At 31.9% G+C, this 14563-nt stretch carries 11 protein-coding genes; 4 read left to right on the forward strand and 7 right to left on the reverse strand.

The annotated features are described in order from the left end of the window. Positions 1 to 74: 74 nt before the first annotated feature. Positions 75 to 680, reverse strand: coding sequence for a TraR/DksA C4-type zinc finger protein (locus CLCOS_RS15945; protein ID WP_063602465.1), 606 nt, complete (start codon positions 678 to 680; stop codon positions 75 to 77). Between the two features lie 225 nt (positions 681 to 905). Next, positions 906 to 1940, reverse strand: a complete 1035-nt coding sequence (locus CLCOS_RS15950) for a DUF362 domain-containing protein (protein ID WP_063602466.1) — start codon at positions 1938 to 1940, stop codon at positions 906 to 908. Positions 1941 to 2114: 174 nt separating this feature from the next. Between CLCOS_RS15950 and CLCOS_RS15955 the strand changes: the two genes are divergently transcribed. Continuing rightward, positions 2115 to 2954, forward strand: coding sequence for a MerR family transcriptional regulator (locus CLCOS_RS15955; RefSeq protein ID WP_063602467.1), 840 nt, complete (start codon positions 2115 to 2117; stop codon positions 2952 to 2954). Between the two features lie 35 nt (positions 2955 to 2989). Here the strand turns inward: CLCOS_RS15955 and CLCOS_RS15960 are convergent, their stop codons facing one another. The 3 genes from CLCOS_RS15960 to CLCOS_RS15970 form a co-directional block, all read right to left on the reverse strand. Next, positions 2990 to 5293 carry a sensor domain-containing diguanylate cyclase gene (locus tag CLCOS_RS15960; RefSeq protein WP_063602468.1) on the reverse strand — a complete coding sequence of 768 codons (2304 nt, stop codon included), beginning with the start codon at positions 5291 to 5293 and terminating at the stop codon, positions 2990 to 2992. A gap of 247 nt (positions 5294 to 5540) precedes the next feature. Beyond that, entirely contained in the window at positions 5541 to 6560 is a 1020-nt protein-coding gene (locus CLCOS_RS15965; protein ID WP_013238450.1) for a molybdopterin-binding protein, read from the reverse strand. 17 nt (positions 6561 to 6577) lie between these two features. Continuing rightward, positions 6578 to 7657, reverse strand: a complete 1080-nt coding sequence (locus CLCOS_RS15970) for an XdhC family protein (protein WP_063602469.1) — start codon at positions 7655 to 7657, stop codon at positions 6578 to 6580. A gap of 618 nt (positions 7658 to 8275) precedes the next feature. Between CLCOS_RS15970 and CLCOS_RS15975 the strand changes: the two genes are divergently transcribed. Further along, the gene (locus tag CLCOS_RS15975; RefSeq protein WP_013238448.1) at positions 8276 to 8653 is read left to right on the forward strand and encodes a BMC domain-containing protein; all 378 of its coding nucleotides are present in this window, start codon (positions 8276 to 8278) and stop codon (positions 8651 to 8653) included. A gap of 10 nt (positions 8654 to 8663) precedes the next feature. Next, on the forward strand, positions 8664 to 9149 hold the full coding sequence (locus CLCOS_RS15980; RefSeq protein WP_063602470.1) for a EutP/PduV family microcompartment system protein: 486 nt from the start codon (positions 8664 to 8666) through the stop codon (positions 9147 to 9149). A 308-nt stretch (positions 9150 to 9457) separates the two neighbouring features. Here the strand turns inward: CLCOS_RS15980 and cooS are convergent, their stop codons facing one another. Both cooS and CLCOS_RS15990 read right to left on the reverse strand, forming a co-directional pair. Next, the gene (gene cooS / locus CLCOS_RS15985) at positions 9458 to 11389 is read right to left on the reverse strand and encodes an anaerobic carbon-monoxide dehydrogenase catalytic subunit (RefSeq protein ID WP_013238446.1); all 1932 of its coding nucleotides are present in this window, start codon (positions 11387 to 11389) and stop codon (positions 9458 to 9460) included. A gap of 170 nt (positions 11390 to 11559) precedes the next feature. Beyond that, complete coding sequence (locus tag CLCOS_RS15990) at positions 11560 to 12960, reverse strand: amino acid permease (protein ID WP_013238445.1); 1401 nt, start codon at positions 12958 to 12960, stop codon at positions 11560 to 11562. A gap of 557 nt (positions 12961 to 13517) precedes the next feature. Here CLCOS_RS15990 and CLCOS_RS15995 point away from each other — a divergent pair. Continuing rightward, positions 13518 to 14396, forward strand: coding sequence for a DMT family transporter (locus CLCOS_RS15995; RefSeq protein WP_063602471.1), 879 nt, complete (start codon positions 13518 to 13520; stop codon positions 14394 to 14396). Positions 14397 to 14563: the final 167 nt, after the last annotated feature.

The raw sequence follows: 14563 nt of genomic DNA on the forward strand, positions 1-14563 counted from the left end.
TACTTACATAGATAAATTAGGTATAGTCCATACCTATAACTTGAAAGCGCCCAAAGTTTAAACTGTTGATTTTCTTAAGGTAATTGATTTTTATACTCTTGGTTACTTATTCTCTCTATAGGATCAACATATGTTTCATCCTCATCCACATATTCTTCAACTATATTTTTTCTTCTATTAAATTTGTTAACTGATTGGTAACTGTCTTCCATATCAAATCCAACCTGATCATCATCCCCACGGTATCCTCTATTCCAAGTGTCCTTAAGAACATCCTCTTCTGGAGGTCTGTTATTCATTTCATCAGGTTTTGAATTATCCATACTTTGCTGGCAGTCAATACAGCGCTCTGCATATGGAAGAAATTCTAATCTATTTATATCTATTTCCTTACCACAGACTTCACATATGCCATAAGTACCTTCTTCTATTTTTTTTAGAGCATTGTCTACTTTTTCTATAACAATTTGTTCGTTTTTTTGAAAAGCCAGCCCTCTTTCCTTATCAAATATATTGCTAGCGTTATCTGCTGGGTGGTTATCATAAAAAGACAATTCCCTAGATAGTTCTGCATTGGATTTTATAGTTTCATTCTTTTCCATTTGTTCCAACAAATCAGAGGCTGCATCTCTTTCTGATTTCAGTTTATTTTTAAAATGTTGTAATAATTTCTCATCCATAATTATATTTACACCTCTCAATTATATTTCAGCATACATATATTTTAACTAAAAAAACGCCATTTATTCTATTACACCTATTTAGCTTTTTAATACTTTTATAGATGTTAAACATATAATTAAAAATTAAGGACTCAACTTTCGCACATATAAAATTTTGACCTAATATAAAAATAATGCGAAGCAAAGCTTCGCAAGTTAATAATTAATATTTATGCATATCAGTTAATTTATTTCAACAAGTTCATATTCTTTACTACCCAAACCTATTTTTTCCCCATAATCAAGAGTATATCTTCCCCTTTTAAATACAACTCTGCCACTATTTTTATCAAGAATATCAAGACAAGCCTTATCAATAGCTACAGGATCTGTTGAAGCAAAAACTCCAATATCCTTTGCTATTGGTTTCATATCATGCCCTTCGCAGTCACAATTTTTAGTTATATTAAAAGCAAAGGTTATGTAAATATGATTCTTACCTTTTGCTGCAGCATAAGCATATTCTGCAAGCCTTTCATTAAAAGATTTGGTCATAGATCCAAGCCAGCTGTGATAAATAGCTCCCTGTGGGCATATTGCCATACAAGAAGCACAACCAACACATTTGTCTTTATTGATCTTTGCCTTTCTGTTTACGATTATGGCATTTTGAGGACACTTTTTTGCACAAGCGCTACATCCCTTACATTTAAAGAAATTAATTTTAGGTACAGAATTTGCATGTTGGGCAAGTTTTCCTCCTCTTGATGCACATCCCATTCCAAGTTGTTTTATAGCACCTCCAAAACCAGCAAGTATATGACCTTTAAAGTGACTTAGGACAATAAGCTGTTTTTTGTTTGCGACTTCTTTTCCTACCTTACATTTGCTAAAATTCTTTTTATTAATTTCAACCTCCTCAAAATCTTCTCCGTGTTCACCATCAGCTATTATTATAGGGAGCTCAGTAAACCCATGATCTTTTGCAAGTTTCAAATGCTTTTCCCTTGTAGTTCTTTCACCTCTATAGAGAACATTCGTTTCTATAAATGCACTATCTATGTTATTTTCCTTTAAATAATTTATTATACCAGTAAAATTTTTCGATTGTATGAAAGTATTATTACCCTTTTCTCCAAAATGAACCTTAAGAGGTATGAATTTTTCAAGACTTATATGCTCCTCTTCCACTACTTTTTTTAAGAGTTTACCAGCAGCATCACTTATCTCTTCCGTTTTAGAGTATGAATTAATAGCCTTAAAATAAACTTTTTTCATAGAATAAACCTCCAGCAATAAATTAAATTTTTTATTCTACTAGAAATTATAGCATAACTTACCCAGTAAATGCCATAATTCAATTTTTGACTCTATAACTATTGACTTTGACATTATGGTAAAGTTTAAAATATAATTAATCACTTCGAAGGAAATAAATATTAGGAGGTTTTTATGTACACTATAGGACAATTTTCGAAAATTGGAAATGTTTCAACCAAAATGCTCAGACATTATGACAAAATTGGATTGATAAAACCAACTTTTGTTAATCCAGAAAATCAGTATAGATATTATGAAAAGCATCAAGTACAAGACATTCTAAAAATAAATAGACTTAAAAAATATAAATTTTCATTGGGTGAAATAAAACAAATTATTAAGGATAAAAGTAACAGTACTTTAGAAAAATTCTTATCAAAGCAGATAAGTTTATTCGAAACTGAAATACAACAAAGCAACAATATTTTACTTCATCTTAAACATTCAATGGATCAATTACAGAAAGGTGAGGATATAATGAATTCTAAAAGAAATTTCCATATTTTAATTGATACTTTAAAAGATACAACAGTTTTAAGCATAAGAGACACAATTTCAATGGACAATATAGGCAATTTAATAGGTAAACTTTTTGAAAATATTTACAGAAATGGTCTTTCACCCTTGGGAAACATAAGAACTATTTACTACGACCAGGATTTTGATCAAAATTCTGACAGTGACTTTGATCACAATAATGCAGATATAGAAGTTTGCATTCCAGTAAACAGACAGCTAAAAACAGATACTGTATCAACTAAAGTTTTAAAAGGCGGCTTATATGTACACACAACTTTTATAGGTCCTTATAGTGAAATCGGTGAAGCTTATGCTGAACTCCTTGACTGGATAAATAAAAATTCCTATAAAATAGCTGGACCTCCTCATGATGAATACATCAAAGGTCCTGATTCTAAATGCAGTCACAATGAATTTGTAACAGAAGTGTATTTCCCAATAAATAAAAAATAATACCTAAAAATATGATGTATAACTTAAATTATACATCATATTTTTCTTCTATCCTTCATTTTCTTCTTTTTTTCATACATTCTTTTGTCAGCTATTTTTAAAAGTTCATTAACATCATCTGAATCGTCTTTAAACTGAGAAAGCCCATAAGCAAAACTAATCTCTTTCTTGTCTCCATTTAAATTAAAAGGATAATCTTTAAATATCTTTGAAACCCTACTTATAATATTAATAACGCTATTCTTATCCTTATTTACAAATACTACTGCGAACTCATCTCCGCCAATTCTCGCAAAAATATCCTCTTCGCAAATTTCTTTTTTTAATATATTTGCAAATTTCACCAGAACTTCATCACCTACAATGTGACCATAGGTATCATTAATAACTTTAAGATTATTTAGGTCTATTATACATATAACAAAAATACTGTCTGAAAGTCTTGCTTTATTCAAAGTTTCATCCAACAACTTATTAAAATAGCTCCTGTTATACACTTTAGTTAAGCTATCGTATCTAGACATATATAAAATATTTTCTAACAATTGAGCATTTTTAAAAGCTATGGCAATATCATAGGACAAATACTTCAGCAGCTTTTTATCATCCTCATTGAAACTTTCTTTCTCATCTGTATTAAATATATCAATAAATCCCTTAACACATCCATCAATACATATACCACAAGTTAAAAGCTGATAAGGATCTTTTATAAATAATTTTTTCCATGAGTTATATTTATCTTTTTCATTAAACAGATTTTTTTCTAGGTTACTTATTACTATAGGATTACGTAATTCTTTAATATTCATATCGTGAACTTTATATTGGTACAAATTCTTCAATTTATATCCTATTTCTTTTATTTTATCAGGAAAATATCCTTTCGTAGCCTTATAAACTAATTCATCATCTTTCATAAATAAAATGCTTCCCATAGTGCCACTTGGAATTACGTCTAATGCCTTACAAAGTATCATTTCAAATAAACTATCAATTTCACAGGAAGACAACATGTGGCTGTTTATTTCCATAATAGCTTTTGTAGCATTATTCATCTGCTCCACTTTATATTTTTGTTTTTCTAACACATTATTAGCCTCCTGTAATTCCTTTGTGACTTGATTTACAAGATTAGTAAACACTTTAATTACACCAACGTCTTTTCCCTCAAAAAAGCTTTTTGAAGAGTTTTCATTTTCACTATTAGGCGTAGGTTCATTTTTATAAAAAGTTTGGTTGCCTTCAGATATTCCCAGTATTGTCATTGTTGTATTTAAAAGTTCATTTGAACGGTTAAAAGTAAAAAATTCACCATAAGTAAAAAATCCAAAAGTTGGGGCAATACTATTTACAGCAGATGTTTCAATGCCAATTTTATTTTGCATAAAATTTCTTCTCACTGAGCAAGAATAAATAAAAATTGCTTCAATATTTTTATTTTTTAACCTATGCGTCATTTCTAAGGCTTGAGATGTTATCATATTTACATTTCCATAACCAAACTGAACCTTATCATTAACTTTAACATCTCCAAGAAAACTCAAAGATCCATCATTATGGCATCCAAAAGCCACTCTTGCTACGTAGGTACCATTTCTCTTAATTATTAATGGAAATTCAGTTGCAGACATAGGCAAATCTTTGGCCACTTCATCTCCAAGATATTTTCTGTAAACATCAATTGCCTTAATATTATCTATTGTAAAAATTCTATTATTTAATGCTTTAGTAATAGTCATTAATTTTCCAATAGGTGACCACGAAAAACTACGTTCTGTTGTAACATTTAAACTTTTTCCAGTAAGTGAAGCTGCAGCCACACCATTTTCTGTAATGCCTTCCTTTGTAAATACAAAGGTTTTCTTTAAATATCCATTGTCACCAGCTTTGCCACCACAAACAATAAGCTTATTATTTGCTGATTCTATACCTTTAATAATCTCATACCCATTTGTGATCAATCCGTCACAAAATAATATAATGACTTTTGTATCATCTTCACTTAATTCTTTAACAATATTTACTCCTATCTTATACTCATTCTTATCACTTAAAAGCTTTGCTTTAATTCTTACTTTTTCAAAAATAGAAAACGATATTATTGTAGTTTTACTAAGCACGTTTCCTTCATATATTTCTCCAGCAGTTGTTGCACCTATAATTTCTGCTCTAGGCAACATGGATGTTATTTTATCTGTGAGGTCCTTAATAAATTTCATTTCTACTACTGCTGTAAAAATCTGAATCAAAATATTATCACTATTATTGATATTATTGCCGTAAATAAAATGCTGCATTTTTTCAAAATTCTCATATTTTAATTGATATTGTTTCACAGCACTACCCTCCTTATGGAAAAGGGCCAACTAACTTATTATCGCCTACTTTAAATCCATATAAAATATATACTATATATTTTTATTATACTAAATAATATATATAAATTATATATTCTCTTTAAAATATTTCTACATAATATTTTTCCATACAGCACTTACTGTGATATTATTTCCATTATATAATAATTTAACTTAACTTTCGCACATACGAAAGCTGAGTAATTTAATTTACTGTCTATAACATCTATTTTCCAAATCCACAATTAGGGAATGAACAAACATCACATGAAAGGCATAAGCCACCATGTCCGAGGCTTGCAAGGTCTTCTAGAGTTATCTTATCATCTGCCATAACTCTTGGAAGAACTAGATCAAAAATGGTACGTTTAGCATACATTACACAACCTGGCAATCCTAAAATTGGAATTGTGTTTTTATAATATGCTAGCAAGAACATTGCACCAGGAAGCACAGGAGCACCATAAGAAACAATTTTTGCACCTGTATCTTTTATTGCACTTGGTGTTGTATCATCAGGATCAACACTCATTCCACCTGTGCATATTATTAATTCTGCTCCCTCATTAATAAAGTCCTTGATAGCTTGAGTAATTTCATTTGGGTTATCATTTAAAATCTTTTGTCCTAAAACCTCCGTATCATATTCCGCAAGTTTTTCTCTGATAACTGGGCCAAAGGTATCCTTTATTCTTCCATAAAAGACCTCACTGCCTGTAGTTACAATACCTACTTTTTTATTTTTAAATGGCATAATTTTTATAAGTGGCTTATCCCCTGCAACTTCAACAGCCTTATCCATTTTCTCTTGTTCAATTACAAGAGGGATAATACGTGTACCCGCTAATTTATCCCCTTTTTTCACAGGAAAATTATTATGACGGGTAGCAATCATCATTTCTCCAAGTGAATTGACTTTACAAAGCCTTTCAATGTCAACTTTAAGTACACCATCTTCTTCAGCAATTAACTCAATTTTTCCTTCCTTAATTTCAGAAGGACACATATAGTCATTTTTACAAATATTATAAAGAATTTTTGCTGCTTCATTTTCGTGAAGCATGCCTTCTCGTTTTTCCCATATATAGAGGTTCTCTTTTCCTATTGATAATAGAACAGGAATATCTTCTTCAGTAACAATATGTCCCTTTTTAAATGCAACACCCTTTTTTACTCCTTTAATAATTTGTGTAATATCATGACAAAGTACATGACCTACAGCTTCTTTAGTTTTAATCTTTTTCATTGTAATTCAACTCCTCTCTAAATTACCTCTATTAATACCTCCATAGTTCCCCCACAAACCATTCCTTCAGATTCAGCAACATCTCCGGTCATATCTACATGCTCTATGAAAGAACTCCTTTCTCTTGCAGTTTTCCTCATCATTTCTCTTGCCTTTTGCAGCACAGAGGATTCACTGCATCCTCCACCTATAGTTCCAATGCTCATACCATCAGGATAAGTGATCATTTTGGCTCCTGCTTTTCTAGGAACTGATCCTTTAGAGGAGAGTATAGTTATACATGCTTTAGGTTTTGGTGATTTTTCAGATGCATTTTTTAGTACTTCTTTATCAAATTCAGGAATAGCAAAATTTTTACCAAATTTGCTCATAGTTTCTTTATTTTTAAAATTTATAAGCTGTGCTATTATAGAAATAGCTATTTCATCTGGAGTAATAGCGTTTATATCTATGCCAATTGGAGCATTAACTAATTCCAACTTTTCTTTAGGGAATCCCTCTTCCAATAGCTCCTTTTTCATAGCAGTTACTCTACGCCTTGAGCCTATCATTCCAACGTAACTAAGATCATACTTTAAGACTTTACGTAAAACAACTCCATCATATCTATGACCTCTTGTTACAATAACTATATAATCAGATTTTTCCAAATTAATTAAATCGAAGGATTTCTCGAAGCTTTCACAAATGACTTTTTCTGCTTCAGGAAATCTTGGTTTATTTGCAAAGAAAGGCCTATCATCTATAACTGTAACAGAAAATCCCACTCTTGATGCAAATTCTGTCACGGGCTTTGCTATGTGTCCACCACCAAAAACAACTAGACGTGGTTTGGGAACAAATGGTTCAATTAAAACATTCTTATTTTCCCCTATCTCAACCATTTCAAGTTTGCCACTTTCTAAAGAACTGCATATTTTTTCATAAATATTATCATCAACTGGAAAGGATTTTTTTTCTATATCTTCTTTAGTTAGAATAACTTTCTTTATAATAGAACCTTCTTCTGTACTAAGTAAATCAATATAAGTTAATGTTACACATTGATGTCCCTTGTCTACTTCATTTACTAATTGTTTATATATGTCTTCAAACATTTTTTTACCTTCTATCTAAAAAATTTTTAATAGCAAAATACGTTTACATCCCTTTGTAACTACATCTGCAATTCCCAATTTCAATTATATTCATACTGAGAATTACAGATGTCTTAATAATGGTGAAATATTTAATGTTATTGTTTATTACAAGCAATATGTATGCCACTGCCCAAAGTATCCAAATTAGGTAGTTTTTTTATGTCACTTATTATATTGTGTTCATTTTTAGATCAAAATAGTCAAAAAATAGTGTTCGTTTTTTGACTATTGATCGTTTTTTGAACGTACTTTAATTTTTTATATTTCTATAAATTTATCAAATATTTAACTTTCACAGTTTAAAAACATTGGGAAGAAAAGCTTCACAAGTTAAGAATTAATAATGAAAAGTTAATAGTGAAGATTGATTTTTAACTATCGCAAAAATCCACATTAACTATTAATTCTTCATTATTAACTATTAATTAAAATATACTTTCTCCCGCTGTAATGCATATGCCATGTATAGCCTAAAAATGCCTGGTTGACAATTGTACATCAATGCTTTATTATTAAAATGTTATATCAAAATAGGTCGAATTTAGTAGCAAAATACGTCGAAAAGGAGGTTATTACATGGATTTACAAAATATGATAGAGCATGAAGGTAAAATGAGAATTATACAAGAAACTGTTCCAGGTAAACAAATTACTCTTGCACATATAATTGCTGGTCCTGACAATATTATATATAAAAAGTTGGGGCTAAATCCTAATATTGATTATGGAAAAGCCGCTATTGGAATCATGACTATGACTCCTAGTGAAACTGCAATTATTGCGGCAGATATAGCTACTAAAACTGGCAACCTAGATTTAGGATTTGTAGACAGATTTAGTGGCACCTTAATTATAACAGGCGGAATTTCTGAAGTTGAGTCTGCTGTAAAATCAATTATTGACTATTGTAAGGAATTTCTTGGCTTTACAACATGTGAAATGACAAGAACGTAGGTGATCATACATGAAAAAATTAATTTTGTTTGGCAGAAGCGAATGCGGAAAAACTACTTTAACCCAAACTTTAAGAGGGCAAGAAATCTCTTACCACAAAACCCAATATATTAATAATTTTGATGTAATTATTGACACCCCAGGGGAATATGCAGAAAATAGATCGTTAGCAAGTGCTCTTGCTATATATTCTTATGAAGCAGATGTAGTAGGTCTATTGCTTAGTGCTATAGAACCTTATTCCATATATCCCCCTAATATTAGACCTCTTGTAAACCGTGAAGTTATAGGTATAGTAACGCAAATAGACCGACCTAATGCTAATCCAGATCGAGCAGAGGAATGGTTAAAACTTGCTGGATGTAAAACAATTTTCCGCATAAGTTCTTATACAAAAAAAGGAGTATGGAAAATTTTAGATTATCTTCGGGAAGATGGAGACGTTTTACCCTGGGATAATGAGGATGATTTTATAGCTCAATTTACAACTCAATAAAAAGTCATTTTCATAAATTTAAATGAACTCCCTTTCTATTTAATACATACACACACAAACATATTTTTGTTTTTTAAGTTCCTGAAGCTAACATTCAGGGCTAAAAATAGACGGCTATTGTTTTTAGCCGTCCATTTAATAAGGCATTTGAAAGAAAATAACAAGTCAAAGATGCCAAGAACTTTGTTTATCAGACAAGGAGGCAGGTTCCGCAAATAGTGAATCCTATCTAAGGTTTCTACCGACGCAGTATGATAAAAAATAGGCTAGCATACTGACTAGTTATTTCTTTGAAAATGCCTTATATCTTATAACCCCAAACCCTCTCTTTTACTTAATATATGTGCTTCAATATTATCAGCTGCCTCTTTGGGATTGTCTCCTAATGCAACTTTACCTCCTGTTAAATTCTCTACATCCTCAGTAAGAAGCTTTACAAGCTGTTCTGCACCTGTTAGAAATGGGGTCGGAGATAAATGTGTATATGCCCCATAGGCTACTGCAAATAAACCATCTATAGTAGCTTTTTGTTCCATCCACTCAGGGGCCGTTACTGCAATAGGAAGATCTGGTATATCTACATCAAGGTGATTAGCAAGTTCTGTAACAAGCATGGATATTCTTCCCGTATCTGTACAAGTTCCAAAGCTTAAAACTGGAGGAATCTTTAGCATATTGCATACTTCTTCTAATCCTTGGCCAGCCATGTTTATTGCATCTAGGTTGCACAGCCCTGCTACTTCAAGAGCATGATTGCCGCACCCACCAGCCACAACTAAAATATCCTTTTTAATCAATTCCTTTACCAGATTAACTGTATTCCAATCTTGAGGACCATTTCTTAGAGTTGAACAATTTGCCAAAGCCACAATTCCTTTAATCTTTCCTGCCTTAATAACATCAACAAGTGGATCAAGCTTATTTCCTAAAGCTTTTAAAACTGCTTCAGTAGAAAAACCTGCTATTGCTTTCTGTGTTATTTTAGGAACCTTTGGTGTAATGTTATCCTTTCTCTTTTTAAAATTTTCAATGGCCAAATCAATCAATTTGTCAGCCATTTCACCCACTTTTTCAGGATTATATGGAATCATATGATTTAATCCCGGAATACCTATAATAGTACTTACCCCTACTAAAGTTACCTGATACTTTTCAGCATAATGATCTATTGCAGGTGGAGAACAGTTTTCTTCCATTGCAAGAACATCAACTGTACCTGTAGCAAGAAGTGGTTCTATAGATAGCCAATCTCCCATTAAACCTACAAATACATCATCTACTTCAAATCTTTGTAATAGCTCCTGCCCTGTTTCAATTGACCCAACTATTCTAAGCCCTTTTGCACCAACTGCCTTTGCTCTTTCCTGTATCTGCTGCATCTTTGCCTTTTGAATGGTAGCAACACCAGCCCAAGGTTGATGTCCATTAAATACAATATTTATATACTCTGGATCCATAATTCCTAAGTCCACATTTACCTCATGGGGTGTAGGCGTGCCAAAAAGTATATCCTGTACCATTTCAAGTCCTATTTGTGCTGTATAAATAGTTGATAGGCCTAACCGCAGCGCTTTTTTAGCTAATGATACATAATCTCCATCAACATTTGTTAAGCAACTTGCTACTGCATTTTGCTCTTCGTGAACTACTCCTGAAGGATAAATTCCAAGATCTTTCCAAACTTTTTTTCTCTTCCTTGGTGAAAACACATCTACCATAACACTGGGTTCCTCTACATCTTTACCCATTTCAGCTTCCAAAAAGTTTGCCAGATCCACTGCCATTTTATTAGTATCTCCACTTGTATCAATTCCAACTTTCTGGCACATCCATTTGAGTTTATCCAAGTCTTTAATTGTAAATGGAGTCTTGCCTTCCCCAGTTTCTCTTAATGTTCTAAAGGCTTCATATGCATGATGGCTATATGTACCAGCTCCCATTATGTTTTTAAGTAACATATTTCGCATTGCCATAGCATCTGGGCCAATTCCACAAACACCTTTTTTCTGTTCTCCTTTAAGATTAATTCTGCAGGGGCCTTGAGAACACAATTGACAGCTCAATCCTTCTAGGCAAAACTTACATCTAATTTTTTCTTGAGAGGACCATCTGTCAAATACATTTGACATACCATCTTCTCTGATTCTTTTAAGCATTTCCTCTACAGAATCGTGATAGCTAACTCGCCCTTCTGTTCTTTCTCGTATAGTTTCATTTTTTTCTAGTGTAGTTTGACTCATATAAAGCTCCTCCTATTTTAATATTTTGTACTTTTTTAGATTATGCTGATGGATATTATACAATATTCCATATCTTATCTTTTATAGTTTTTCTAGTAAAAAGATATTTATACATAACAAAAACACCATCATGGGTAATAAGACTCATAATGGTGCTTGCATTATTTTGTTTATTTACTTTCTAATTTTTCATCTTCAAATTCTTCTGCTTTCAGAGCACCCCGCTTGTTAATGCCAAAAGCAAAATAGCCGATAGTAACGATGACACAGAACACCGCACCAACAAGTAAAGACATCTGAGTATCAGAGTTAAAGCACATGCCAATTAGAACTAAGAAAAGATACCCTACTACAATATAGTTGGCGTATGGGAAAAGCTTTGATTTAAAAGGATGCCCTGCCATTTCGGATGCATGTTCTTTTCGAAATTTTATTTGACTAATGCATAAAACAATCCATGGAACCATGCCCGGAAGAACACTGGCACTATAGATATAAACAAATAATTTAGAATTTGGACAGATATAATTTAAAGCCACACAAGCAAGCAAACAAGCTAAAGTTACTTTAATAGCATTGGCTGGTACACCATCTTTGGTTACTTTACCAAGAAATTTAGGAGCCTGTCCGTTTTTTGACAAGGTATAAAGCATACGACCACAGCTATAAATTCCACTGTTGCAGCCAGACATTGCGGCTGTCAGTACTACAAAATTGACGATTCCAGCAGCAGCGGAAATCCCAATTTTAGCAAAAGTTAAAACGAATGGGCTGCCAAGAGCACTGATTTTATTCCATGGATAAATAGTTACAATTACAAATATAGCACCGATATAAAAAATCAATATACGCCAAATGATATTTTTCGTTGCTTTTCTTAATGTGTTTTTTGGGTCCTGTGCTTCTCCTGCTGTAATGCCGATAAGTTCTACGCCCTGATAAGATGCTGTTACCAAGCATAAGGCAAATAACCAACCTTTCCAACCGCCGGCAAAGAAGCCTCCATTTGCTGTAAGATTTGCTAAACCAATAGCTTGACCGTGGTTACCAAAACCAAAGAAAATCAATCCAAATCCGATTATAAGCATAGCTATAATCGTGACAATCTTAATTAGGGAAAACCAAAACTCAAATTCACCATAAAACTTAACTGAAGTCAGATTAGCAGCAGCAAGAATAGCCACACCGATTAAAGCTGGAATCCAGGCTGGTAAAGCTGGGAACCAATAATGCATATAAATACCTAAAGCAGTAACTTCCGACATACCAACAGCTATCCACATAAACCAATAACACCATGCTGTCATATATCCAGCCCAAGGACATATATATTTATTTGCATAATTTGCAAAAGAACCTGTCAATGGTTCAAGGTAAAGCATTTCTCCCATAATTCTCATAACTATATACATAGCAATGCCGGCTACTCCATAAGCCAACAGTACCGATGGCCCGGCCCATTTGATCGTACTAGCTGATCCCATGAATAAGCCTACGCCAATTGTGCCACCTAAAGCAATCAATTCAATATGACGAGCTTTTAGACCACGTGTTAATTCTTTTTCTTCCACTTGAAATATCCCCCTTCAAAAATGTCTACTAATAGATTAGTCCTTTTTTAATAACACTTGTTTATTATTCTACAAACAATATTTTATCATAGTTTTATGCTTTTTTTTAATTTGTCATAATTTTTTTAAATTTGTCAAAATTCTATAATATCCATATTTAACCATCTACTATACTATTACAATGTGTATACTTCCATCTCCATGGTTTGCAGAAATGTGATATGTATATATGGCTTAAACGCCTAAAATTTCCTTATCAAGTCATGACATTTCTGTCATAAGAGCAAGTTTACTTCGTTAATAATTTATTGCCTGAGTATGTAAAAACACAGATATTGTGTAAAAATTTCATAATAGAGAAATCGACTACGATGAATGTATCAGATGTATAAAATGTCAAACAATTTATTCAGTGAAAGTATTTGGTATAAAATATGAAAAAGCTGTTGTAATAAATGAGCAAAATATATTATTTCTGTTATAACAGTTTCAAATTTATGCTATAATATGTATGGCTTTTTTAGGCTTTTTATTGACATCCAAAAGGAGGACAAGTTTTGAATAATTACAAAGGAATAGCTTATGCACTTTTATCATCAACAGCATTTGGGATTATGCCTATTTTGGCTAGAATTGCATATTTCAATGGTTCTAATCCAACCACCGTGCTACTATTTAGATTTTTGATTTCAACATCAATATTATTTTTGTACTTAAACTTCAGCCACATTAATATTAACTTAAAAAAAGGACAGGTACTGCTACTTATATCTATTGGTATTACTGGATATACTATAACAACTCAAGCTTTATTTATATCTTATAATTATTTAGGTGGGGGCCTTGCAACTACTTTGCATTTTATATATCCAGTTGTAGTTTGCATAGCAGGTTTTATATTTTATAAAGATAAAATGAGTACTAAAAAAATTATATCCCTATTACTCGCTGCAGCTGGTATTTACACATTAGTTGGTTTTAAAAATAATACTATAAATATTTTAGGAATTTCCTTAGCTCTATTTTCAGGTTTTTCCTACGGACTCACTCTAATCGCCCTTAATTTAAAATCCATCCGGTCTTTAGATAATAGGGTTACTACTATGTATCTTTGTCTAGGTTCAACAATAGGTACAGCTCTATGTGGGCTGTTTAACAAAACCGTAGCTTTAAACTTTAATTTTAAAATTGTAGTTTGCTATTTAGGAATTTCTGTAGTTTCAACTATATTATCAATAATTTTACTTCTAAAAGCTATAGAACTAATAGGAGTATCATCTTCATCCATACTAGGAACTTTCGAACCTATAGTTAGTGTATTTTTAGGTGTACTGTTTCTCAATGAGCAAATGTCTCTTGCAATATTGGTTGGAAGTACTCTTATACTAATTTGTACAATTGTATTAGCAAAAGATAAATGTGTAAGCTCTAGTTAAAAATTTGAATTCTATATGAAAAAGACACCCATTAACAAAATGAACCGACCCCCAAAAGTTAGACCTAAAATCTAACGATTGGAGGTTGGTTTTTTATTGGCAAAATATAGTTTTGAATTTAAAAAGAAAGTAATTGAAGCTTATCAGCGTGGTGAAGGTGGTTATTC

The organism is Clostridium coskatii, assembly GCF_001675205.1.
Lineage (GTDB): Bacteria > Bacillota > Clostridia > Clostridiales > Clostridiaceae > Clostridium_B > Clostridium_B ljungdahlii.

Excerpts from the sequence above, each read along its gene's own strand:
- CLCOS_RS15945 (WP_063602465.1), bottom strand. The coding sequence starts at position 680 with ATGGATGAGAAATTATTACAACATTTTAAAAATAAACTGAAATCAGAA.
- CLCOS_RS15950 (WP_063602466.1), bottom strand. The coding sequence starts at position 1,940 with ATGAAAAAAGTTTATTTTAAGGCTATTAATTCATACTCTAAAACGGAA.
- CLCOS_RS15965 (WP_013238450.1), bottom strand. The coding sequence starts at position 6,560 with ATGAAAAAGATTAAAACTAAAGAAGCTGTAGGTCATGTACTTTGTCAT.
- cooS (WP_013238446.1), bottom strand. The coding sequence starts at position 11,389 with ATGAGTCAAACTACACTAGAAAAAAATGAAACTATACGAGAAAGAACA.
- CLCOS_RS15970 (WP_063602469.1), bottom strand. The coding sequence starts at position 7,657 with ATGTTTGAAGACATATATAAACAATTAGTAAATGAAGTAGACAAGGGA.
- CLCOS_RS15975 (WP_013238448.1), top strand. The coding sequence starts at position 8,276 with ATGGATTTACAAAATATGATAGAGCATGAAGGTAAAATGAGAATTATA.
- CLCOS_RS15955 (WP_063602467.1), top strand. The coding sequence starts at position 2,115 with ATGTACACTATAGGACAATTTTCGAAAATTGGAAATGTTTCAACCAAA.
- CLCOS_RS15980 (WP_063602470.1), top strand. The coding sequence starts at position 8,664 with ATGAAAAAATTAATTTTGTTTGGCAGAAGCGAATGCGGAAAAACTACT.